This is a genomic window from Caballeronia sp. M23-90 (genome assembly GCF_053574605.1).
Genome location: NZ_JBSIPA010000065.1, coordinates 1 through 21,646 on the forward strand (window position 1 = coordinate 1; position 21,646 = coordinate 21,646).

At 56.4% G+C, this 21,646-nt stretch carries 22 protein-coding genes and 1 pseudogene; 18 read left to right on the forward strand and 5 right to left on the reverse strand.

The features are described 5' to 3' along the window. The first annotated feature begins 1,383 nt into the window (after nt 1–1,383). Complete coding sequence (gene imuA / locus ACRXB1_RS09605) at nt 1,384–2,100, forward strand: translesion DNA synthesis-associated protein ImuA (protein WP_449491852.1); 717 nt, start codon at nt 1,384–1,386, stop codon at nt 2,098–2,100. Between the two features lie 34 nt (nt 2,101–2,134). After that, nucleotides 2,135–2,359 carry a DUF3717 domain-containing protein gene (locus ACRXB1_RS09610; RefSeq protein ID WP_449491853.1) on the forward strand — a complete coding sequence of 75 codons (225 nt, stop codon included), beginning with the start codon at nt 2,135–2,137 and terminating at the stop codon, nt 2,357–2,359. Between the two features lie 114 nt (nt 2,360–2,473). Here the strand turns inward: ACRXB1_RS09610 and ACRXB1_RS09615 are convergent, their stop codons facing one another. Next, nucleotides 2,474–2,860, reverse strand: coding sequence for a hypothetical protein (locus tag ACRXB1_RS09615; RefSeq protein ID WP_449491854.1), 387 nt, complete (start codon nt 2,858–2,860; stop codon nt 2,474–2,476). Nucleotides 2,861–2,941: 81 nt separating this feature from the next. Between ACRXB1_RS09615 and ACRXB1_RS09620 the strand changes: the two genes are divergently transcribed. Next, nucleotides 2,942–3,544, forward strand: a complete 603-nt coding sequence (locus ACRXB1_RS09620; protein WP_449491855.1) for a nucleoside 2-deoxyribosyltransferase — start codon at nt 2,942–2,944, stop codon at nt 3,542–3,544. Between the two features lie 292 nt (nt 3,545–3,836). Continuing rightward, complete coding sequence (locus ACRXB1_RS09625; protein ID WP_449491856.1) at nt 3,837–4,661, forward strand: tyrosine-type recombinase/integrase; 825 nt, start codon at nt 3,837–3,839, stop codon at nt 4,659–4,661. Nucleotides 4,662–4,718: 57 nt separating this feature from the next. Here ACRXB1_RS09625 and ACRXB1_RS09630 read toward each other — a convergent pair whose 3' ends face one another. Then, entirely contained in the window at nt 4,719–5,384 is a 666-nt protein-coding gene (locus ACRXB1_RS09630; protein ID WP_449491857.1) for an SOS response-associated peptidase family protein, read from the reverse strand. A 401-nt stretch (nt 5,385–5,785) separates the two neighbouring features. Here ACRXB1_RS09630 and ACRXB1_RS09635 point away from each other — a divergent pair, with 401 nt between their 5' ends. The 4 genes from ACRXB1_RS09635 (at nt 5,786) to ACRXB1_RS09650 (ending at nt 9,316) form a co-directional block, all read left to right on the forward strand. Next, a complete protein-coding gene (locus ACRXB1_RS09635) occupies nt 5,786–6,004 on the forward strand; it encodes a hypothetical protein (RefSeq protein WP_449491858.1) in 219 nt (72 codons plus the stop codon). 77 nt (nt 6,005–6,081) lie between these two features. Beyond that, nucleotides 6,082–6,381 (forward strand): hypothetical protein, encoded by a 300-nt coding sequence (locus ACRXB1_RS09640; protein WP_449491859.1) that lies wholly within the window; start codon nt 6,082–6,084, stop codon nt 6,379–6,381. Nucleotides 6,382–6,384: 3 nt separating this feature from the next. Continuing rightward, nucleotides 6,385–7,830, forward strand: a complete 1,446-nt coding sequence (ligD, locus tag ACRXB1_RS09645) for a DNA ligase D (RefSeq protein ID WP_449491860.1) — start codon at nt 6,385–6,387, stop codon at nt 7,828–7,830. A gap of 205 nt (nt 7,831–8,035) precedes the next feature. Then, nucleotides 8,036–9,316: a hemolysin family protein gene (locus ACRXB1_RS09650; RefSeq protein WP_449491861.1), complete on the forward strand. Its 1,281-nt coding sequence runs from the start codon at nt 8,036–8,038 to the stop codon at nt 9,314–9,316. Nucleotides 9,317–9,477: 161 nt separating this feature from the next. Here the strand turns inward: ACRXB1_RS09650 and ACRXB1_RS09655 are convergent, their stop codons facing one another. After that, complete coding sequence (locus ACRXB1_RS09655; protein ID WP_449491862.1) at nt 9,478–10,455, reverse strand: cation diffusion facilitator family transporter; 978 nt, start codon at nt 10,453–10,455, stop codon at nt 9,478–9,480. Nucleotides 10,456–10,785: 330 nt separating this feature from the next. Then, nucleotides 10,786–11,217: a Cd(II)/Pb(II)-responsive transcriptional regulator gene (gene cadR, locus ACRXB1_RS09660; protein ID WP_449491863.1), complete on the reverse strand. Its 432-nt coding sequence runs from the start codon at nt 11,215–11,217 to the stop codon at nt 10,786–10,788. A gap of 77 nt (nt 11,218–11,294) precedes the next feature. Between cadR and ACRXB1_RS09665 the strand changes: the two genes are divergently transcribed. The 6 genes and pseudogenes from ACRXB1_RS09665 (at nt 11,295) to ACRXB1_RS09690 (ending at nt 18,414) form a co-directional block, all read left to right on the forward strand. After that, the gene (locus ACRXB1_RS09665) at nt 11,295–13,865 is read left to right on the forward strand and encodes a heavy metal translocating P-type ATPase (protein WP_449491864.1); all 2,571 of its coding nucleotides are present in this window, start codon (nt 11,295–11,297) and stop codon (nt 13,863–13,865) included. Nucleotides 13,866–13,913: 48 nt separating this feature from the next. After that, complete coding sequence (locus ACRXB1_RS09670; protein ID WP_449491865.1) at nt 13,914–14,315, forward strand: zinc-ribbon domain-containing protein; 402 nt, start codon at nt 13,914–13,916, stop codon at nt 14,313–14,315. Nucleotides 14,316–14,489: 174 nt separating this feature from the next. Then, the gene (locus ACRXB1_RS09675; protein ID WP_449491866.1) at nt 14,490–15,212 is read left to right on the forward strand and encodes a ZIP family metal transporter; all 723 of its coding nucleotides are present in this window, start codon (nt 14,490–14,492) and stop codon (nt 15,210–15,212) included. A gap of 78 nt (nt 15,213–15,290) precedes the next feature. After that, nucleotides 15,291–16,606, forward strand: a pseudogene (locus ACRXB1_RS09680) (Nramp family divalent metal transporter). Nucleotides 16,607–16,622: 16 nt separating this feature from the next. Next, entirely contained in the window at nt 16,623–17,150 is a 528-nt protein-coding gene (locus tag ACRXB1_RS09685; RefSeq protein WP_449491867.1) for an MgtC/SapB family protein, read from the forward strand. 163 nt (nt 17,151–17,313) lie between these two features. After that, nucleotides 17,314–18,414, forward strand: coding sequence for an IS5 family transposase (locus tag ACRXB1_RS09690; RefSeq protein ID WP_449491868.1), 1,101 nt, complete (start codon nt 17,314–17,316; stop codon nt 18,412–18,414). A gap of 434 nt (nt 18,415–18,848) precedes the next feature. On the opposite strand, the gene merR is transcribed toward ACRXB1_RS09690, so the two are convergent. Then, entirely contained in the window at nt 18,849–19,283 is a 435-nt protein-coding gene (gene merR, locus ACRXB1_RS09695; protein ID WP_449491869.1) for an Hg(II)-responsive transcriptional regulator, read from the reverse strand. A gap of 71 nt (nt 19,284–19,354) precedes the next feature. On the opposite strand from merR, the gene merT reads away from it, so the two are divergent. The 4 genes from merT to ACRXB1_RS09715 all read left to right on the forward strand — a co-directional run. Next, nucleotides 19,355–19,705, forward strand: coding sequence for a mercuric ion transporter MerT (gene merT / locus ACRXB1_RS09700; RefSeq protein ID WP_449491870.1), 351 nt, complete (start codon nt 19,355–19,357; stop codon nt 19,703–19,705). A 13-nt stretch (nt 19,706–19,718) separates the two neighbouring features. Beyond that, nucleotides 19,719–19,994, forward strand: coding sequence for a mercury resistance system periplasmic binding protein MerP (gene merP, locus ACRXB1_RS09705; RefSeq protein WP_449491871.1), 276 nt, complete (start codon nt 19,719–19,721; stop codon nt 19,992–19,994). Nucleotides 19,995–20,012: 18 nt separating this feature from the next. Next, nucleotides 20,013–20,447 carry an organomercurial transporter MerC gene (gene merC / locus ACRXB1_RS09710; RefSeq protein WP_449491872.1) on the forward strand — a complete coding sequence of 145 codons (435 nt, stop codon included), beginning with the start codon at nt 20,013–20,015 and terminating at the stop codon, nt 20,445–20,447. A gap of 45 nt (nt 20,448–20,492) precedes the next feature. Further along, nucleotides 20,493–21,646 (forward strand): FAD-dependent oxidoreductase (locus ACRXB1_RS09715; protein ID WP_449491873.1); only part of this gene is annotated, 1,154 nt, incomplete at its 3' end.

The window sequence follows — 21,646 nt, forward strand, 5'->3', positions numbered from 1 at the left end:
ACCCGAATTGCCCGTCGCCGCATGGATCAACCCACCCAAAAAGAAGGAATCCCAAACCCGCATAAAACTTGACGCTTGCTCACTGAATGTAAACACCCAGGTGTCGCAAACTCATTGACACGCTCCGCAGGCGTGACTGGTAACGGTCGGGTCTGAAGCTCTGGGGAGAACGTGCCTCTCTATCGAAGGTTCACTCCGGCGACGGGGAAGGAATCGACACTGCCAGCAGTCGTGCGGTGTGGGGTGCCAGGCAAATTCCGCATGCGCAACATATGTGAACTGTCGTTTTAAACCTCGTGAAGCCCACTGGGCCAAAACTGCTGACAGGCCCTGACCAAAAAGGTACGTAGCCGGTTGCTTCTGTGAGGACAAGGAGCACGTCGTCACCAGTGCTACCGGGGGAGAGACAGGCGCTAAACGGATAGGCCCAGAGCATCGGGTCGACAGGAACGGGAACGTGGTAACCCCGACTCACCGCCAGCTTCGCGGGACATTGCGAGATGGCAGGTAACCCGCAAGGGAAACTTTGGGTGGAGCGGGAGAGAGAACGCGGAGAAAGCGAATGGCAGGCTGTAATGGCCTGTATAGGGGTTCGAACTTTGCCCTAACCCGAAAGGGTGCAGACTTCCGCGTGGTGCAGTTGTCGTAGGTCCACATTTGAGATTCGCCGATGGGAAGCTTGTAAGAGACCGGTATCGCTCCGGTTCAGCGCCCTTCGTCTCAGTGATGGGATGAATCAACAATGTGACACCTGCGAAGGCCTTGCGCAGTGTGGCAAGACCGGCGTCAGTGTGGCGCTTAATGCTGTGCTCGAGCGCAGTGCGGTGAAAGTCGCATGCTGCGTTCTTCGGGGGCCGCGTTTCCGAGAGGGGACGTGGCTACCCTCTCACGGCTTACTCAGATACGTGGACTACCAAAGTAGAGGACAAACAAGGCACAAAACCATAGACTTATCCACAACCGGCTGACATTTAGACCGGTTCCCACCCCGGGTCACAATTCAGTCGGCGCGGTGGTCTACTTTTAAGTCGGCGAAAACACGCAATGTACGTCCGGCAAACGCTGACATGGCTGCCGGCGACGCTGACGAACGACCAGTGCCAAGCCGAGGAGCGGGCCGCGTATCGCCGGAGTTTGGTGCAATACTTATAGCCCTGCCACCAGAGACCTAGATCCAATCGGGCGACCGTGATCGCCCCATTTCTCTTATCCCGTGGTGTTCAACTTCGCCATATCGATACGGACAGACTTCACGATTGAGAAAGAGCCGCCAACGCTCTAATTCTGAGAAATCCGAAGTGGTCAGAATGGAATAGGTAGCGCCTTCTTTTAACGCTCCGGTGATGCGCGCGCGCGATGTGCCCGCGTTCATGAGCGTTGAATATGTCTGCGCTTCCGGATTTCGAAAAAATCCACCCATCATTATGGAGAGGATCCCAGCTTGCCCGCACTGCGGGGAGGGTGGTAGATGCCGGGTACGAAGTACTTTCTGCTGAACTGCCTGGAGGTGGCTGGCCCTTGAGCGCGGTGGTCGAGCTTTTAACTTCTGGCTCAGGCATGGGGGAACTGCGAATATTGAGGCCTGCACTCGCTTCGTTGGCACAAAGGCCAATAGCTTTGATCCAGCCTCCCCACGTGCCAAACATGCACGCCTTTGCGTATTTGGGGATTGATCCATCGAAGCTGCTGTGGATCAGTCCGAAGAAAACAGCGGATTCTCTATGGGCCGCTGAGCAAATTCTGAGGGCCGGCAGCTTCGGTGCGGTGCTCTTCTGGCAACAACACATCCGCGGCGAGTCACTACGTCGGCTTAGTCTTGCGGCGCAGTCAAATGAAACGCTGTTTGTGTTGCTGCGGCCGCTCGCGAGCGCGCAAGATAGTTCTCCGGCATCGCTACGGCTCGCACTACGGCCAGCCGAAAACGGCGTCGAGGTCGAAGTGGTCAAACGCAAAGGGCCTATTGGCAACGGGAGCTTTGTCGTGCCGGTGAGTCCAGCGCCCTCATTGGTCAGCCCATTTGCGCGAAGATCGCGGAGATTGCTCGTCAGAGAGGCAGACACGTCCGTGATCGTTACGCCAGCCGACGTTTCGGCACCCTAACGTATATCGAATAGTCTTTCTTTAAGTAATCGAGATGAATACATACACCATTGGGCAGATTGAAGATGCGATTAATTACTGGCGGGATTACCAAGCATCGGGTGAGGACGCAGCACTGTGCCCGCGCGCGCGCGTGCTTGCCGACATTTACGGTGCAATGATCTACCACCGCACAGAAACCATCTTGGCCAACACCTTATCGCCTGCACAGAATGAATCACTCAGCTTGGCGCTGAATCAGCAATCGCTTGAGCTATAAGATTTGGTTTTACGTTGCTAAACGAGGGACGCGGCGGCTCATCCACGGGCCGAACAAGCTAAGCGCTAGTACGGTGCAACACAGATTGCTTTCTAGCGATTACCGGGTAGCGCGCTAAATCACGGCCAGCGTCTCGATTCTCGCAAGGTCAGCGTGTAGCTCAGCCCACTTCCCGAGAAGCGACGTGTCGTCTGTGAGAAACAGAGGATGCTCGACCCAGGCGCTCACTTGCGCACCCTTCCAGCTAGTTTCGAAAACGCGGACGTCTTCGTCGTCGCTCACACCCGAGCCGACCAAGTCGGCGAACGATGCGAGGTTATATAAATACACGTCTTCTTCTCGGATGTCGAACAGCACAGCGAGCGTTCTTACCGCACGGCGGTTCGCAGCTTCCCTGCTTCCGGCCATCAAGAAGACCGCGGACTCATCGCTGCTCTTCGGATTTCCGAAAATGACGCGGTAGAGAGATGTCCTGCACCGGTTGCTTAGTTGCATGCTCATCAGAACTCCACGGACTTGACTTGCCCCTCGTGGCGATATTCTAACCACTGACATGCTTGATCAAAACAAAACGAGGAGCAAATGCCCAACCCCACGAAGGCACATCAGGCTCTCATGCAGCAGCTCGACGCCGGCCACGACATCAACGTAATCGCTTCGAACCTTGGCAAAAGCTTTTTGGCTGTTCGGCAGCAGATTGCGCGATTGCGAAAACGGATAGAAGCTGGCCACATCCGCCCGGCACCGCTTCCTATCGAGAAGGCCGTGGGCACCTTGCGCGCGTATCTCGCTGGTTTCGACGTATTTCGGATTGATGCAGTCGATCACTGCGCTTACCTAAAAGACCTGTGTCGAGAAATGGGTTATATCGGCATGTATCCGTTCGACAACAAAGCACCATCAAACTTAGGCCCTGCTGATAAAGCGGCATGGATCTTTCGCGCGAATATCAATGCCATCCGATCGGCAGACATGGTCATGGCGAATCTGAACGATTTTCGAGGACGCGGCGAGCCAGACAGCGGCACGGCGTTTGAAGTTGGTTTTGCAGCCGCGCTTGGAAAGCCTATATGGGCGTATCGATCGACGCTCGAGCGCTTGTCGAGCAGATCGCTGAAACGTCCGATTCGGCCTCCTCCCTCCCCATGTGCGCGCTTGGGTACGTCGTTGAAGACTTTGGCGTAAGGGTCAATTTGATGTTGGCCGGCTCGGCGCGCTTTGTAGTAGGCGGCCCGGACGATTGTCTGCGCGAGATGAAGAAGTTCGGTAATGCCGGGCGCTCTTGTTTTGATTACAGGGGTTTCGAAGCGTAGCTTCGTATATATTAGGTGAAGCGGATTCTCAGTATATCTATTTTATGAAAGATTTCGATTGGCTAAGTGACCCGCAAGCGGCGTACGATGAATGGCAGCGAAACGACGCAGTCGGTGCGGACCGGCGCGCATTCGCTGAACAGTCAATCACTCAACACCAATCAATGTTTGCGCGGTTCCACCGGCATCTTGGGCGCCACGGCAAGACGGTGGCCACGTTCGGCTCGGCCGAGATCGAAGACTTCTTTAGCGCGCTTGCCCGCGACGCGCGTCCAGATACAACGACGCAACTTCGTTATCTCAAACTCATTGATCGCGTATCGCGTCACCTTGTGGCAATGGAGGTGCGCAAAGACAACCCTGCTTCCTTGATGCTCGTTGGCCAGGTATGGCCGGAAGACGAGCCGACTCCGGTTTTTCTACTTGACACCGATGATCACCGCCTGCAAGGTACGTGCGCCGCGCCCGCGGACGCACCGTTCAAACAGCTTCGAAGCGTGGCGATCGTCGCCATCTTTTTAGGTACAGGGATTACATCGGCCGAATGCCGTCGACTTGATCTCGACGACCTGAACGTAGACGGTCTTCGACCCGATGTGTACGTGGCGAAACGTGGGCCCCGCATCGCTCGGCGTGTGCCACTTGATCCGTTCTGCATCGATGTTCTTCGCGAGTATGTTTCAGCGCGCCGGATGCTTGCATGCCCGACTCACTACCTTTTCGTAGCAACCGCGACGGGCAAGCCGATGAAAGACGACACCTTGGGAAAGTGCGTCCGAAGCGCGCTGGCAAAGATCGAAGTGACGGCGGCCGACATGAGTCCCCGCCTTCTTAGAAACACGTATGGGCGCCGGCATATCGCAGCAGGCGGCACCAACGAGCAAGTCAGTAACCTGCTCGGACTTTCGAGCCATCGGACCGCCGTGAGATTGCGTCAAACACTCGAACCGGCCCCGGCGGATATCGCCGCCGAACCACAGAAAATATGAAGGCTCAACGCCCGTAAAAGCGTGTCATCGTGAACCTACGATGCGCAATTGCGGAGCTTAGACGACTATTGCACTGCTTTCCTTTTGCCCGGCTCGCGCCTGTAATGGGCTCGGCTCAGCGACCAACGCATCCGTAGGACACGACCGTAATAATCTGCGCGCTTCGCCGATGCTGCTGCATGAAAGCCACTGCGCGTGCTGATCGGCCGGGATAATAACCACCGAACGGATTTCAGCACCCGGGCGATGGGTTCGTTTGTCCATTGGGGGCGCTTCTGCACCCACCGTGATTAACGCGAACGAGAGCTGCGTGCCATCATGCGGATCGTTCCATGCTCGCCACAACCCGGCCGCCGCGAAAGGTGCGCCCGACCGTAGCCTGATTCGCCACCGGACCCCTGCAGCGTGGTCAATTTCGAAGTAGCTTTGTATCGGAACGAGGCAAAGCGCTCGAGCCTTCCATGCGTTGCGAAAGCTCCGGTCGTCATCGATGGACTCGGCCTTCGCATACGAGGTGTCGGGCAGCTTAATGCCTTTCGGAATCTGCTTGCGCGGGATCAACCCAAACGTGGCTGACTCTGTGGTAAATAAGTCCCCCACGCGGCGCAAAATAGGCGCCACCGAGTCCCTCGATACTTCAGGCTTGTAACGGAATCGCGGACTCAAAAAAAGGTCATAGGCATTGAAACCTTTGGGTTGAGTTGGCTCATAGCGCCTACACATAGCATCCTCGTTAAAACCGGAAAAATTCGACTTAGGGTCGCCGCCGTCGCTCTACTGGCAGTTTTTGTTGATGCCGACCCGCGTTGCCGTCAACGCGACCGCGAGGTGGCCATGTGGTCTTCAAGGCCTTTCCACGTTGCACGACCTGACGGCATAGCGCTGGTGTATGCGAGGCTACAGGCGGGACCTGCGGGCAATGATACGACGAATAAGAGTAGTCGACTACCCGCTCTGGCCTCGTTGTTTTCGGCGAGTGCTGGCCACGTTCCGGCGTGGCATCTAACAATCGAGCCGATTTTTAATTGGGCCGTGCCGGGGCGATTTCTATACGAAGCTGCTAGCGGCAAGCATCGGAACGGCACTTGCTACTCTCTTGGCACTATCATTTGGAGGGAAAAATCATGGCAGGTGACAGTTCCTATAAGCCGGGCGAAATCGTCAAGGTCTCGGGGATCTATTCGGTCGTCCACGATGACGGAAAAGGAACCTTTGAAGTAACCTGTGTGGAGGGAGAACATTTTCCGCCTACGCGTAGCGGCAAAGGCGCACACTTCGAGTTGAAATATGCCGCTACCCACTCGCATAAACACGCTGATCTAAACGGCGGCGACAGCAAGTAAGCGCTTCCCCCTTCGGTGGGGGCTTGTTACTCGTGCTCCCGTGAAAATCCATGCCGTCACTGTTAGTGGAGGGCACGATGAATATGAATCTTAGCGGCGTGAAAGACCAACTCGCGGCGATGCTTAAAGATCGCCCGCCCGGGACGACCGCCGACATCACCGAGCACACCGTTATTTACTGGGATGGCCGCCAAGCTGTTGGTGCTCACGTGATCGCCGATCGTCCTGGGTTCGAAGAAAGCTTCGACCTAGACCACCACTTTCTCGGAGATGCTGATGAGCATCTGACGCATTGGTTCGAAGACCCTAAGTTTTCGGAACGCCCCGATCTCGTCGCGTGGCTAAAAGCTAGAGCGGATAGATCCGCGGAGCAGTAATCCATGGCTGGGCGATGGAATAATTCAAACAAGAAACCGCCCAGACGGGCCGCGAAGGAACCGCCGGGCGTAACACCTTCACTGATCGAGCCACAGTTGGCTACGCTCGTCAATCGGCCACCCACAGATGGAGAGTGGTCCTACGAGATCAAGTTCGATGGATACAGAATGCTTGCGCGCGTCGAAGCCGACAACGTCCAACTTTTTACCCGCAACGGCCACGATTGGTCCGATCGCATGCCCAACCTTTGTGCGGCGCTTAAGACCCTTCCCGCCGACAACGTGTGGCTTGATGGCGAAGCGGTTGTGCTCGACGCGGCCGGCATGCCCAACTTCAATGCGCTCCAGAATGCATTCGACCGCCGTAGCACCGCAGAAATCGTGTTGTTCTTTTTCGACCTGCTGTACCTCAACGGAACAGATCTAAGAGAACAGCCGCTGAAAGCACGGCGTGCGCTCTTAGCCGAATTACTGGGCGAAGTCCACACCGATGCATTGCGCTACTCCGAAGACTTTGCGCAAGACCCTGAATCGCTCGTGGCGTCGGCGTGCAAGATGAAGCTCGAGGGAATCATCGGAAAGCGAGCGGACGCGCCCTATCGCTCCGGACGCTTAACCGATTGGGTGAAACTCAAGTGCCTGCTCAGACAGGAGTTTGTCGTCGCTGGATTCACACGCTTGCGAGGAGCGAAGACCGGCATCCGCGCATTGTTGCTCGGTGTGTACGAGCCAGACGGATCGTTTAAATTTGCCGGTACGGCACAGCAGAACTTGCGCCCTTCGCAGATTGCCGCGCTTGAGAAAAAGGCGAAGATATTGGTGCGCAAAACGAGCGCCTGTTACAACGCGCCAGCACCCGAAAAAGACCGTGATCACGTCTGGCTCGAACCGCAGCTCGTTGCAGAATTATCGTTTCTCGAGTGGACACCGAACGGCGAAGTTCGGCACCCGGTGTTTCATGGAATGCGCGAAGATAAGCCAGCGGCCGCCGTCACGGAAGAGCCAGTAGTCGATGTTGAAAACGGAGAACCGGTCGAGTCACAAACTGGCTCCACGCGGATCCAGCCCGGCCGCCGCGGCAACGTCACGCTATCGGGCCATAAAATCTCCAACGCCGATCGTGTGATCGATCCCGTTACGGGCATGAAGAAGATTGACCTGGTCCGGTATTACGATGAGATCGCCGAATGGGCATTACCCTATCTACAAGACAGGCCGGTCTCGCTCGTACGTGCGCCTGACGGCATCGAAGGCGAACTATTCTTCCAGAAGCATGAGGAGCGGATGCGCATCCCGGGGATCACCAAGCTGCCGGTCTCGCTGCACCCGAACCATCCGTCTTTGCTGGCCGTTGACGTGCCGGAAGCGCTCATAGGCTTAGCTCAAATGAATGTCGTCGTTATGTCCCTAAGAGGATGTCTGTACGTTGATTCACGCATGCTACCTTGACGCATCGACGCCTCAGAGCAACCGCAATGGCCTGGCTGGAGCAGGTTTTTATTTCCGCCGCCGTACTGCAATTAGACGTTGTTATTACAATTACCTTTCCGTATATAATAAACAGTATCTTCTTTGGCGGCCTGAGCGTAACCCGAGCCTAATTGAGTGGGCCCCTAATCCTTGCAAAGCGCTTTGCGTACCCAACCTGACTAATATGGAAATAGCGTTCCTGTTTGGCCTGGTTATTCTGAATGGCCTGTTCGCGATGTCCGAAATTGCCTTGATCTCGTCGCGCAAATCGCGTCTCCAAAAGCTGTCAGATGCAGGTGATGGGGCTGCAAGGGCCGCCATTACCCTCGGCAACGATCCTAATAAATTCCTTTCTACGGTTCAGATCGGTATTACCACTATCGGAATTCTCAATGGAATTGTCGGTGAGGCGACCCTTGCCCAACCGTTTGGTTTATGGCTTCAGTCTGTGGGTATACCGCCAACATCGTCAGGTTATATGGCAACAGTGTTGGTTGTCGTTACCATTACCTACTTCTCTATTGTATTGGGCGAACTGGTTCCGAAACGTCTCGGACAAATCGCTCCTGAGCCCATTGCTCGGAGGGTTGCTCGGCCGATGCTCCTTCTTGCGTTGCTTGCAAAACCATTTGTGAAGGGTCTTTCAGTTTCCACACAATTGGTTCTGCGCTTGCTGGGAATTAAGGAACTTGGGCGTCAAGCGATGACCGAGGAGGAGTTGCATATGATGCTCGAGGAAGGTTCCGACGCGGGCGTCATCGAACACCACGAGCATCAGATGGTCAAAAACGTGTTCAGGCTCGATGACCGTCAGATTGCGTCGTTCATGGTCCCACGCGGAGAGGTCGTATACCTTGACGCGGATGCCACCCTACGGGAAAACCTCCTTCGTTTCGAACAGAGCCAACACTCACGCTTTCCGGTAGTTCAAGGAGGATGGAACAATATATTAGGCGTTATTAACGCTCGGCAACTGCTATCTCAAACTCTCCGCGGCGAAAGTCCAAACCTCGTAGCGGACCTACAACCTGCTGTCTTTGTTCCTGAGACCCTCACCGGAATGGAGCTTCTAGAAAACTTTAAAAACACAGGAGTCCAAATGGCTTTCATCGTAGACGAGTATGGTGAGCTACAAGGCATCGTTACACTACAGGATGTCATGGAGGCTATTACCGGCGAATTCAAGACTAGCCGTGCGGAGGACTCTTGGGCTGTACAAAGACAAGACGGATCCTGGCTCCTCGACGGTCTCATTCCCGTTCCCGAGCTCAAGGACCGTTTGGGCATAGTTCAAGTTCCAGAGGAGGACCGCGGCAGATACAACACGCTTAGCGGAATGTTGATCCTTCTCTTGGGAAAAATGCCGCAGACGACGGATAAATGTGATTGGGTTGGCTGGAGCTTCGAAATTGTTGATCTTGATGGACTACGTATTGACAAAGTTTTGGCTACCAAGCAAGCATGACTCGAATCCAGCGCTCTCAGACAACGTTGGAGGATCCGCCACCTAAATCTATTCCCGACCACCATTTCTTAGACTCTGGACTACTGATAAAGCAACTGTCGTTATTTGAAGGCTGACCAGCGTCCTTGCCCTGCCCCATTACTGCACCCGTTGAAGCTTGATCAAACTACATTGCTGGAAGCAAGATGGCACGTGAATTCTGAATTACCAGATTCGATTTGAAACGTCGCATGCGCAATACCGAACTGCTCCCGAACCTCTTCACATACGTGTTGCAAGAAGCCATCGTCAATCACGTCCGCCGGCCGCACAAGGTGCGCGGTGAGAGCAGTCACCGTTGTACTAAGGGGCCAAATGTGCAGGTCATGTACATCGGTCACCCCAGGCAGACTTAGTAAGAACGTCTTGACCTCGATGGCATTAATCCCTTCTGGGACCTTATCTAGAGCGAGATTAACGCTGTCGCGCAAAAGACCCCAAGTGGAAATCAAAATGAGGGAGGCGATTATTAGACTCACAACGGGATCAAGCCAAGACCAGCCTGTCAGGAGAATTACGAGGCCAGAGACGACAACGCCTGCAGAGACTACCGCGTCTGACGCCATATGCAGGAACGCGCCTTTAATATTAAGGTCGCCCTCGCGACCCCTTGCGAAAAGAAGGGCGGTTACCCCGTTCACGAGAATTCCGACGGCCGCGACGACCATTACGGTCTTTCCACCCACTGCACCAGAGGGCACGCCGTCAATGAGTCGGCGAACCGCTTCGACTGCGATTGCCCCGACACCAACGAGCAAAACGACCCCGTTGCTTAACGAGGCTAATATTGTAGTTCTGCCATATCCGTAAGTGCGGCTTACAGTGGGTCGGCGACGCGCGAGCCACGTCGCCCCCCAAGCGAGTAGTAGACCAAGGACGTCGCCAAGGTTGTGGGCGGCGTCTGCTAACAGCGCGATCGAGTGCGCTGAAAAACCATAAACAAATTCGCCGATAACAAACGCAGCATTTAGCGCAGAGCCAATGGCAAACGCAGCATCAAAACCAGCAGGTGGAGCATGATGGTGACCGCCATGCTCATGATCATGGCCGTGGCTGGCATGACTTTCGGACGCGTGGCTGTGTTGGTGTTGGTTAATCATGTGGCAGCTCGGCTATTAAATTGGCTTAGTATTCATGTTTGTCGTCTGCCGACGATGCTATCGGCTGTCAGCATACGGCGAGAATCGCAATATGGATACCTGACAAAACTTACGCCTTGCCGCATGATCAATCTCATCAAGCTCCAGATAGCCCGGTCTTGCGATCACGAGACAACCGAACGTTTTGTGTTGGCATTAGGTTGCGGAAGCTAAGCAAATTAGCGCCTTAATTGTTTGCTACCCATACTTCGAGTTCGCTAGCAGTCCGCCGTGTCGGCCTATTTAGTGCTCGCACGAGGTCGTTAGATTCGATCCCAAGATCAAAATCACTTATCCAATATGCGAATGTTTAGGACGCGCCGGCGCAACCTCCATACTCGAAAGCTTTTGAACGATTCCGCAGTCACCTACTGGTCGTTCCGTGGCACAGCGAGCTCTCAGATCCATGAGTTGCCCGCGCAAATGGAGTAGTTCCTCGATTCGATGGTCAACATGCGATATGTGCTCGTCGACGAGTGAGTTAACAGCGCCGCAGTGCTCGCCCGGAGCATCTGTCAAATCCAATAATGCCCTGATCTCATCATGCGCCATGTCTAAGGCACGGCAGTTCCGGATGAACCGTAACCGTTCGACATGCTTGCCCGAGTAGTCCCGATAGTTGCCTTCGGTCCGCTCTGCGTCGACCATCAGACCCTCTTTTTCATAAAAACGGATTGTTTCGGTCGTGCAGCGGGCGGTTTTTGCAAGCTCACCAATTTTCATGCTTACCTCCGAAAGTTCTTGACCTTATAGTCACTTCAAGGTGTCTACTAGAACACAAATCCAGCTAGGAAGCCACAATGTCCGATACCAGCTTGACACCTGCGCGTTCAGACCAAGCGTCGCCTAACCATGACAGTCATGACTGTTGCGGTCATTCCAAAAGCAACGCCGAAAAATACGTCCGTGTTCCGGAGGCCGATCTCGAACGAGCAATACCGGACGAAGCTCTGGAGTACCCTTCCGATGCAGACGAATCGAGACTCAGGCCAAAGCACACGACGCACGGCCATGGATCGCATGTCCACGATCACTCATCGCACGCGGATTCTCGTCAACACGTGTCAGCGAACGATCACGCCTCACATGCCCATGACAGTTGTGGCCACGATCACTCATCGCACGCGGATTCTGGTCAACACGTGTCAGCGCACGATCACGCCACACATGCCCATGACGAATGTGACCACTGCCATGTACATCCCGATGCAGAGGGGTCGCAACCGTCACCCGCACTCGCTGGCCTTGCCAGTCCACAACGGGTTGGCAAGAACGTTCGTACGCCAATTCGCATCATGCAAATGGATTGTCCGACTGAAGAGGCGCTGATTCGAAAGAAACTCGGGACCATGAAGTCTGTGGAGGGCATGGAATTCAATCTGATGCAGCGCGTGATCATGGTGGAACATGCGCCAGACGCACTTGATTCCGTGGCAGAAGCCATCAAGTCGCTCGGTTTTACGCCCGAGTTGCCGAATTCCACTGGTGAGCTTGATACGGCAGTCGCAGAGGCTAAGAAACCATGGTGGCCTCTCGCGCTAGCCGGCGTTGCGGCAATTGGGTCCGAAGCCGCAAGCTGGTTGGGCGCGTCGATGTGGATATCTGCAGCTCTCGCAATTCTTGCGGTCGTCGCTTGCGGACTAACAACGTATAAGAAAGGTTGGGTTGCGATTTCGAATGGCAACTTAAACATCAACGCGTTAATGAGTATTGCAGTTACTGGCGCGCTTGTGCTCAGGCAATGGCCCGAGGCTGCCATGGTGATGGTGCTATTTACCGTTGCCGAGCTCATCGAGGCAAAATCGCTTGACCGCGCACGTAACGCCATCCAAGGTCTTATGCAATTGACGCCGGCTAAGGCGACCGTACGCCAGCCCGACGGCACATGGGCTGATATCGATGCCAAAGCGGTTGTTATCGGGGCGATAGTTCGAATTAAGCCCGGTGAACGTATCGGACTGGATGGCACGGTTGTAACTGGCAGATCAACGGTCAACCAAGCTCCGATCACAGGCGAAAGCCTGCCGGTCGATAAAGCGGAGGGCGATGCCGTTTTTGCCGGAACAATCAACGAAGTAGGATCGTTCGAGGTTCAGGTAACCGCAGTCGCGGGTAATACAACCCTCGCGCGCATCATCCATGCGGTGGAGGACGCGCAGGGCGCAAAAGCGCCGACGCAACGGTTTGTTGATCAGTTCGCGCGTGTCTATACCCCCGCCGTGTTTGCCGTCGCGCTCGCTGTTGCAATCCTACCGCCTCTTCTTGCAGGCGGCGCTTGGCAAGAATGGGTCTACAAGGCGCTTGTCTTACTCGTGATTGCATGTCCGTGCGCCCTTGTGATTTCTACTCCTGTGACCATCGTAAGCGGTCTTGCGGCAGCAGCGCGCAAGGGCATTTTAGTCAAGGGTGGTGTCTACCTCGAGGAAGGAAGAAAGCTGACGTGGCTAGCGCTCGACAAAACCGGAACTATCACCCATGGCAAACCCGTTCAGACCGACTTTGAATTGATTGACCACGACGCCGATCGGGAACAATGTCGGCAGATTGCGTCTAGTTTGGCCGGCCGGTCGGATCATCCTGTTTCCCAGTCCATCGCCAAAGCGGCGGACTCCGAAGGAATGGCTCGCATCACTGTCGATGGTTTCGAAGCAATCCCAGGACGCGGAGTACGCGGAGTAGTAGCAAGCCAAACATACACGCTCGGCAACCACCGGCTCGTTGAGGAACTCGGGCAGTGCTCTCATTCCCTAGAGACCACGCTGGAAGCGTTAGAAAAACAGGGCAAGACTGTCGTCATGTTGAGCGACGCGACGCACGTGCTCGCATTGTTCGCGGTCGCCGATACGGTCAAAGAGACGAGTCAGGCAGCGGTTGAAGATCTGCACAGATTGGGCATTCGTACAGCGATGCTTACTGGAGACAATCCGCACACCGCAAGCACAATAGCTCGACTTGTCGGAATCGACGAGGCTCGCGGAAATCAACTGCCAGAAGACAAACTCAAAGCAGTTGTCGATCTATCCGCAGACGGGTCAGTCGTCGGGATGGTCGGCGACGGTATTAACGACGCTCCCGCGCTTGCGCGCGCTAATATCGGGTTCGCGATGGGAGCCATGGGAACGGACACCGCGATTGAGACGGCTGACGTCGCACTAATGGACGACGACCTTCGCAAAATTCCCGCCTTTGTTCGCCTGTCGAAAGCGACGCATGCCATCCTCGTGCAAAACATCACAATGGCCTTGGGTATCAAAGCCATCTTCCTGACTCTGACCTTGTTGGGATCGGGAACAATGTGGATGGCCGTGTTCGCCGATGTCGGCGCGAGCTTGCTTGTAGTGGGTAACGGTTTGCGTCTGCTTCGCAAATGAATCTGGCCATAGGTAGCACGCGCAACACAACAATTAATGGAGAGTAGCATGGGACTCTTGGATAGACTTCTCGGCGGCCACCGCGGCGGGCATGGCGGCGGCAGCCATGGTGGAGGAGGACACGGCAGTGGGCATGGCCGCAGCCATGACGACCGCTACGACTCTGGTCACGGATGGGGACAAGGTGGCGCGAATCGACCAGAATATCGGGATAATCCTCGCGCTCCAGCCGACTACGGCCGCGAAACTCCCGATCCAGGACAGGGATGGGGCAGAGGCAACCCGCCGAGTGTGGCATGTCCGAAGTGCAATGCTTCGAATCTGCTGGATGCGAAGTTCTGTTCGCAATGTGGTGCTTCCATTGCGCCTGCTTCTTGCGCTAAGTGCGGAGTGGCACTTGTCCCGGGGGCCAAGTTTTGTAGTGGGTGCGGTGCGCCGCAATCGACTTGATACAAGCAGGTCAATCAGCGCTTGTCACTGGCGCGTGACCTGACATGTTAGTGACCTGCCATGTTAGTCGCCGAATACGGTTCAGCGGAACCATTGCGTTGAACTGTTCAACCACCTGCAGCCAAAAATTGTAGCTACGGGGCAGGCTTTTTTTAAAATTAGACGAGACGTTTAGTGTCCCCATCGTTGAAGCTTGCGCTCTATACATTGCCGCCGGTACTGGCAGCTATCATCGGATCGGCATTAGCATCGTTTCGACCGCCTGGGCCACGATCCACAAGCATAATTCAGCATTTCACCGCCGGCATCGTCTTCGCCGCGGCTGTCCTTGAGCTGCTTCCCCAAGATCGTCAACACGCGACCACACCAGTGATTGTGGGCTTCGCATTAGGACTTGCCTTAATGCTATCGCTCAGGAAAGTGTCGGAGTGGATCGAAGCGCGGTTTGGGAACGCATCGTTTCCGACGGGTTTGTTGCTCGTTACAGGCGTGGATTTGATTGTAGATGGTGGGGTTTTAGGAATTGCATTCGCAGCCGGCGAGCAAACCGGCATCATCCTCACGATTGCGCTGACGTTGGAGGTGCTGTTCCTGGCCCTTTCAGTGAGCGTTGCGTTGAGCGCGGCGAAAGTGGCTAAACGATGGGCATTGACCGTTCCGTCTGTGTTAGCGTTCTTGCTCAGCGCCGCAGCAATTGGCGGACATGCCGTCTTCGCAGGAATGTCGCCTACGCCCTACGCAGTATTGCTTGGCTTCGGCACAGTTGCCTTGCTTTTCTTGGTGACTGAAGAACTCTTAGTGGAAGCACACGAAGTACCTGAAACTTCATTCGCGACTGCTGCGTTCTTTGTTGGCTTCATTGTCTTCTTCCTAATTGAGGCTGTTGTCAAACCATAGTGAGCCATGATGTGACCGTATGAAATAGGTCGATTGGCATTGCCGACCCGGATAGAACTACTAACGTGGAGACAACGAATGATCGACCCGGCGGCAAAGCCCTCGCAGTCTATGAGCGACCGAACGTCAGGGGCAATGCGCGATGTCCTGCGAGGGCGCCGTAAGGGGTTGCTGGTTCTGCTGCCTTTCATTGGACCTGCCGTCGTCGTTTCTGTGGCATATATGGACCCCGGGAACTTCGCTACAAATATCCAGGCCGGAGCTCGGTATGGGTACGCATTGCTCTGGGTGGTTTTGCTCGCGAATCTCATCGCCATGCTCTTCCAGGCGCTCTCGGCAAAGCTTGGAATTGTGACTGGGCGCAACCTGGCAGAACTTTGCCGAGATCACTTTCCACGGCCGCTTGTTCTCGCAATGTGGGTGATAAGTGAAATTGCCGCCATGGCAACTGACCTTGCCGAATTTGTCGGGGTGCGATCGGGCTGAGCCTGTTGTTCAGAATGCCTTTGCTCCTCGGGATGGTCGTAACCGCAGTCATTGTTTATAGTGTTTTGCTGCTTGAGAAGACCGGCTTCAGGCAACTAGAACTAGCTATTGGCGCTCTGGTTGGCATCATTGGAATTTCGTACGTTGCGGAGCTTTTCATCGCCCCTGTCGAATGGGCTAGTGTCGGTATGCACCTATTGCTCCCACAGCTTCCCGATGCGCAAGCTCTCTCGATTGCTGTCGGAATCATCGGGGCGACAGTCATGCCTCACGCACTTTTTTTGCATTCCGGCTTGGCGCAAAATCGCCTGCCCGCGGCAACCACTTCGGAACGAAAAAAGCTACTTAGGTTTTCTAACGCAGAAGTGATCATTGCACTCACAATCGCCGGAATAATAAATGTTGCAATGGTGGTCATGGCTGCAGGCGCGTTCCATTCCGGGCACCGCGACGTCGCTGAGATCCAAGCCGCGTACCGCACGCTCACGCCGCTCCTTGGCGCCGCTGCAGCGAGTATGTTTTTGGTGTCATTGATTGCATCTGGCATATCGAGTTCAGTGGTCGGTACGATGGCTGGGCAGATGATTATGCAAGGGTTTGTAGGGTTTCGCATTCCCCTCTGGCTGCGACGCGCAATCACGATGGTTCCGGCGTTCGTTGTAGTCGCGCTTGGTGTCAATGCGACCCAGGCGCTGGTTGTAAGTCAAATCGTGCTCAGTTTTGCGCTTCCTGTTCCAATGTGTGCTCTCGTGTGGTTCACTTGTCGGAAAGACGTCATGGGTGAGCATCGAAACGGATTCGTCATCAAAGTTGTAGCAACGCTTGCTGCGATGTTGGTGCTAGTGCTTAACGTTGTTCTGCTGCTTCAGACTTTCGGGCTGGACTTTTCGGTTCTCCACGCTAGCTAGATATCAAAGGATTCCCGTGAATATTTGGCTTCAAGAAGTGATGCAGACAATACAACAAGAGTTTCACGATCTCGGTGATGCGTTCTATATCACTCAGGTCGTAATGCGGCTTGGAATGGCGCTCATACTCGGCGGCATCGTAGGATTCGAACGGGAATCGGCTGGAAGCGACGCCGGCATGCGTACTCATATGCTTGTCGCAGTGGGGTGCGCGCTATTCATTTTAGTGCCGTTGCAAGCAGGGTTCTCGCAAGACAATATGAGCCGAGTTATTCAGGGTCTGGTTTCAGGCGTGGGATTTCTCGGGGCCGGCGCCATACTGAAACCGGCAGACGATCGGGTCCGTGGCCTGACGACTGCCGCAAGCCTCTGGCTAAGCGCTGGGGTCGGCATGGCTGTTGGGCTTGGCCGCGAGGCCACCGCAACGTTGAGCGTCCTAGTCGCAATTGGGATCCTCGCTGGTGCGCGGCTTTTCAGAAAGAAGTTGCCGAGAGCGAGCCGAAAACAAGGGGAAATGGCGGAAAACCCGACAGGCCAGCTGTAAGGTCGTAAGGTCCGCTACCGCAATAAAATGTACGAGGTTTCGAGCTTGGGGGACGCGTACATCAGGAACGAGCCCTAGCAGGCTGCGGAAATACCGCATCCCGAAGTCACCCAAAAGGTCAGTTCAAACGTTGTTAGTAAAGACCCCACAACTGTGAGAAGCGATGCGCGGCGCCGATATCTTTACCGAGAACTTGTTCACCTTGCGTAAGCTGGAGGACTTTGTTCCAGCCGATCATCCGCTGCGCTCGATTCGCAAGATGGCCAACGCAGCTTTGGCCAAGATGGATCGGTTGTTTGCCGGCATGTACGAGGCTGATATCAAAGGTGGGCGGCCCAGCATTGCCCCGGAGAAGCTGCTGCGCGCGATGCTGTTGCAAGTGCTCTATAGCGTGCGCTCCGAGCGCCAGTTGATGGAGCAGGTTCAATATAACCTGCTGTTTCGTTGGTTTATCGGGCTGTCGATGGACGATGCCGTGTGGGTGCCCACCGTCTTCACCAAGAACCGCGAGCGCCTGATCAAGCATGACGCGGTCATCGAATTCTTCAACGAGGTTGTTAGCATTGCCGAGAACAAGCAGTGGCTCTCGGGCGAGCACTTCAGCGTCGATGGCACGTTAATTCAAGCATGGGCCGGCCATAAAAGCTTTGTGCGCCGCGACGATGATCAGGATAGCGAAGACGGTGGGAGCTTCAAGGGCGAGACGCGCAGCAATGGGACGCATGAATCAAAGAGCGACCCGGATTCGCGGCTGTATCGTAAGGGCAAAACGGCAAGCGAGCTACGCTACATGGGCCACACGTTGAGCGACAACCGCCATGGGCTGATCGCCAGCGCCGTGGTGACGCTAGCCGATGGCTATGCCGAGCGTGAAGCGGCCAAAGTGATGATCGACGATGCCCGTCAGGCGCTTGGCGACCCGACACGCGAGATTACGCTGGGAGCAGACAAAGGCTATGACGCGGCAGAGTTCATCGAGGCCTGCAAGGCCATGAAAGTCACGCCTCACGTGGCGCAAAACAAGTCAGGTCGCCAGTCGGCGGTACCTGACTCAATCGCCCAGAGTGCGGGCTACGCGGTTTCCCAGCAAAAGCGCAAGCTCATCGAACAGGGTTTCGGCTGGGCCAAGAGCATCGGCGGTATGCGCCAGGTGATGGTGCGCGGCTTGAAGAAGGTCGATCAGATGTTTGTGCTGACGATGGCCGTGTACAACCTCGTGCGCATGCGCACCTTGGGACAACTCCGTGCGTTGCAGCCGCAGTGAACCAAAAGTGCGCAAGAGAACGTCATAAACAGGTCCGAAAACCGAAATTAACCGGTCCATATTCCAAACTATGAAAAATCCCCCGCCGAAAATTCTGATCAAGCTCATGGCTCAGTAAAGTCGGCCTGTATTTCCGCAGCCTGCTAGGACCCAGGCGCGCGATCACGTAAGGATCAGCGTTCAACCGAATTTACGCGACTATCAATAAAGTACTAACGCCCTTGCTTGTAACGAGTAAAGCACTGATTGTTTTCAAGCATAGGGTCAGGACGCGGCGGCTGTCACCACTCTCTGTCACTTTCTTAAGGCATACAGACGCGGGGCGCCAACTGGCGTCACTGCACCAGTTTGTATTTACTGCCACGACATTGGCGAAGCCTAGTCGGGGTGCCCTCAAGGAACGGATTTTTTCGTACGGTAAGGCCGAATGCCCCTTACACGGCGCTGGTGTCACGCGCTTCTTCACCCCGCTGCAATGAGGCGATCAACGGACACGACACGTTACCGCTGCGCGAATGGCACGCGCACACGAGCTGGGTCAGCACGGCCTCCATCCGCTGGAGATCGGCAAGCTTATCTTGTATGTTTCTTAGCTTGTGTTCGGCGAGACTGCTCGCCTCGTCGCAATGCGTCCCATCCTCCAGTTTCAGCAGGTCCGCGATTTCGTCGAGGCTGAAGCCCAACCGCTGGGCCGATTTGACGAACCGCACCCGCGTCACGTCCGCCGTGCCGTAGCGGCGAATGCTGCCGTACGGCCTTTCCGGCTCGAGCAGCAGGCCCTTGCGCTGGTAGAACCGGATCGTCTCCACGTTGACGCCGGCCGCCTTCGCGAAGGCGCCGATGGTCAGACTTTCGCTACCGTTTTCCATACCGCTTGACTCCGTACATAGGTACGGAAGTAACGTTACGCTACTCATCGGGAATCCGGAAGGGCAAGCGTATGGCGGAACCACAGAAAAGACGCGGCGTGCTCGCTGCCGGCGGACTGGCCGCGATCCTTGCGTCGACCTGCTGCCTCGGGCCGCTGGTGCTCGTCGCGCTGGGTGTCAGCGGCGCTTGGATCGGCAACCTGACTTTGCTCGAACCCTGGCGGCCGGTTTTCATCGGCGCCGCGCTGGTGGCGCTGTTTTTCGCCGGACGGCACATCTTCCGCCCCGCTGCGGCGTGCAGGCCCGGCGAGGTGTGCGCGATTCCACAGGTGCGTGCCGCGTACAAGCTCATCTTCTGGATCGTTGTCTGGCTAGTACTGATCGCGCTCGGTTTCCCTTACGTACTGCCCATGTTCTATTGACCAGGAGTTCCTCATGAAAAAACTGCTTGCTGCACTCGTTGTTGCTGTCGTCGCTGTCCCGGTCTGGGCGGCGCCACAGACCGTCGAGTTGTCGGTGCCTGGCATGACCTGCGCGGCCTGCCCGGTCACGGTCAAACACGCGCTGTCCAAAGTTGCGGGCGTCGAAAAAACGGATGTCCGTTTCGAGCAAAGGGAAGCCATCGTGACGTTCGATGACAGCAAGACCAATGTCCAGGCGCTGACCAGGGCCACTGCGGACGCGGGCTACCCGTCGTCCGTCAAACCCTGAAACTACGGAGGTATTGCCATGTCGTTCGTCACGCGCGTGGCCGATAAGGCCGGTTTGCTCGGCAGCATCGTGTCGGCGATGGGCTGTGCGAGCTGCTTTCCCGCGATCGCCAGTCTGGGCGCCACCATTGGGCTGGGCTTCCTGAGCCAGTATGAAGGGTTGTTCATCCGCATCCTGCTACCGGCCTTCGCCGGCGTCGCGCTGTTCGCCAATGCGGTCGGCTGGCTCAACCATCGGCAGTGGCGCCGCACCGTGCCCGGCCTGATCGGCCCGCTGCTGGTGTTGGCAGCCGTGTTTGTGATGCGGGCCTATGGCGAGCGCAGCGGCTGGCTGCTCTATCCCGGTCTCGCCATCATGCTGGCGACATCGCTCTGGGACCTGTTCTCCCCGGCCCAGCGCGTCTATGCCACCGATTCGTGTGATCCGGGCACGGCCGACGTGCGCAAAGGTTGAGTAGTGACGCATCTAACTCAGTCCATGAAAGAACGGAGCAAGCCCATGATGACCTTGAAGATCGACGGGATGACCTGCGCTTCCTGCGCTGAGCACGTCAGGCAGGCGCTGGAAAAGGTGCCCGGCGTGCGCTCGGCAGCGGTCTCGTATTCCAGGTCGCTCGCCGATGTGGTGGCCGATCACGGAGTCAGCCACGACGCACTGGCTGCCGCCGCGACGACGGCTGGCTACCACGCGAGGGTTGCCGACGTGCCGGCTCACTCCGCAGGCCCGATCGACAAATCGCTCGGCCGGTCGGAGGCTGCGGGGAAACGCACCGGCGATGACGGGCCGCTGCGGGTCACCGTGATCGGCAGTGGTGGCGCTGCCATGGCGGCTGCGCTGAAGGCCGCCGAAAGCGGTGCTCAGGTAACACTGATCGAGCGCAGCACCCTCGGCGGCACGTGCGTGAACGTCGGGTGCGTGCCGTCCAAGATCATGATCCGTGCCGCCCATATCGCGCATCTGCGGCAGGTAAGCCCCTTCGATGCGGGGATCAGCGCCGCGGCGCCGGTGATCGACCGGCCGAGCCTGCTTGCCCAGCAGCAGGCGCGCGTGGACGAACTGCGCCACGCCAAATACGAAAACATTCTCGACACGAGCCCGAACATCAATGTTCTGCACGGCGAGGCGCGCTTCACGGGGAGCCATACGCTCACCGTCACGCTGACCGCCGGCGGCGAACGCACGGTGTCGTTCGATCGCTGCCTGATTGCCACGGGCGCAACTGCCGCGGTGCCGCCGATTCCGGGCCTAAAGGAAACGCCGTACTGGACCTCGACCGAGGCGCTGGCGAGCGATACGATTCCCGCACGACTGGCCGTGATCGGCTCGTCAGTGGTGGCTGTGGAACTGGCCCAGGCCTTTGCACGGCTGGGCAGTCATGTCATCGTCCTGGCCCGTCACACACTGCTCTACCAGGAGGACCCGGCGATCGGCCAAACCGTGACGGCGGCCTTTCGCGCCGAGGGCATCGAGGTGCTGGAACAGACCCAGGCGAGCCACGTGTCGTACGCTGATGGCACGTTTGTCCTCACCACGAACCACGGCGAGGTGCGGGCCGACCAGCTGCTGGTGGCAACGGGCCGAGCCCCGAACACCGGCAGTCTGAGTCTGGAAAGTGCCAGCGTGCAGCTCGACGGCGCCGTGCCCGTCGAGCA

Excerpts from the sequence above, each read along its gene's own strand:
- imuA (WP_449491852.1), top strand. The coding sequence starts at position 1,384 with ATGTCTGCGCTTCCGGATTTCGAAAAAATCCACCCATCATTATGGAGA.
- ACRXB1_RS09610 (WP_449491853.1), top strand. The coding sequence starts at position 2,135 with ATGAATACATACACCATTGGGCAGATTGAAGATGCGATTAATTACTGG.
- ACRXB1_RS09615 (WP_449491854.1), bottom strand. The coding sequence starts at position 2,860 with ATGAGCATGCAACTAAGCAACCGGTGCAGGACATCTCTCTACCGCGTC.
- ACRXB1_RS09620 (WP_449491855.1), top strand. The coding sequence starts at position 2,942 with ATGCCCAACCCCACGAAGGCACATCAGGCTCTCATGCAGCAGCTCGAC.
- ACRXB1_RS09625 (WP_449491856.1), top strand. The coding sequence starts at position 3,837 with ATGTTTGCGCGGTTCCACCGGCATCTTGGGCGCCACGGCAAGACGGTG.
- ACRXB1_RS09630 (WP_449491857.1), bottom strand. The coding sequence starts at position 5,384 with ATGTGTAGGCGCTATGAGCCAACTCAACCCAAAGGTTTCAATGCCTAT.
- ACRXB1_RS09635 (WP_449491858.1), top strand. The coding sequence starts at position 5,786 with ATGGCAGGTGACAGTTCCTATAAGCCGGGCGAAATCGTCAAGGTCTCG.
- ACRXB1_RS09640 (WP_449491859.1), top strand. The coding sequence starts at position 6,082 with ATGAATATGAATCTTAGCGGCGTGAAAGACCAACTCGCGGCGATGCTT.
- ligD (WP_449491860.1), top strand. The coding sequence starts at position 6,385 with ATGGCTGGGCGATGGAATAATTCAAACAAGAAACCGCCCAGACGGGCC.
- ACRXB1_RS09650 (WP_449491861.1), top strand. The coding sequence starts at position 8,036 with ATGGAAATAGCGTTCCTGTTTGGCCTGGTTATTCTGAATGGCCTGTTC.
- ACRXB1_RS09655 (WP_449491862.1), bottom strand. The coding sequence starts at position 10,455 with ATGATTAACCAACACCAACACAGCCACGCGTCCGAAAGTCATGCCAGC.
- cadR (WP_449491863.1), bottom strand. The coding sequence starts at position 11,217 with ATGAAAATTGGTGAGCTTGCAAAAACCGCCCGCTGCACGACCGAAACA.
- ACRXB1_RS09665 (WP_449491864.1), top strand. The coding sequence starts at position 11,295 with ATGTCCGATACCAGCTTGACACCTGCGCGTTCAGACCAAGCGTCGCCT.
- ACRXB1_RS09670 (WP_449491865.1), top strand. The coding sequence starts at position 13,914 with ATGGGACTCTTGGATAGACTTCTCGGCGGCCACCGCGGCGGGCATGGC.
- ACRXB1_RS09690 (WP_449491868.1), top strand. The coding sequence starts at position 17,314 with ATGCGCGGCGCCGATATCTTTACCGAGAACTTGTTCACCTTGCGTAAG.
- merR (WP_449491869.1), bottom strand. The coding sequence starts at position 19,283 with ATGGAAAACGGTAGCGAAAGTCTGACCATCGGCGCCTTCGCGAAGGCG.
- merT (WP_449491870.1), top strand. The coding sequence starts at position 19,355 with ATGGCGGAACCACAGAAAAGACGCGGCGTGCTCGCTGCCGGCGGACTG.
- merP (WP_449491871.1), top strand. The coding sequence starts at position 19,719 with ATGAAAAAACTGCTTGCTGCACTCGTTGTTGCTGTCGTCGCTGTCCCG.
- merC (WP_449491872.1), top strand. The coding sequence starts at position 20,013 with ATGTCGTTCGTCACGCGCGTGGCCGATAAGGCCGGTTTGCTCGGCAGC.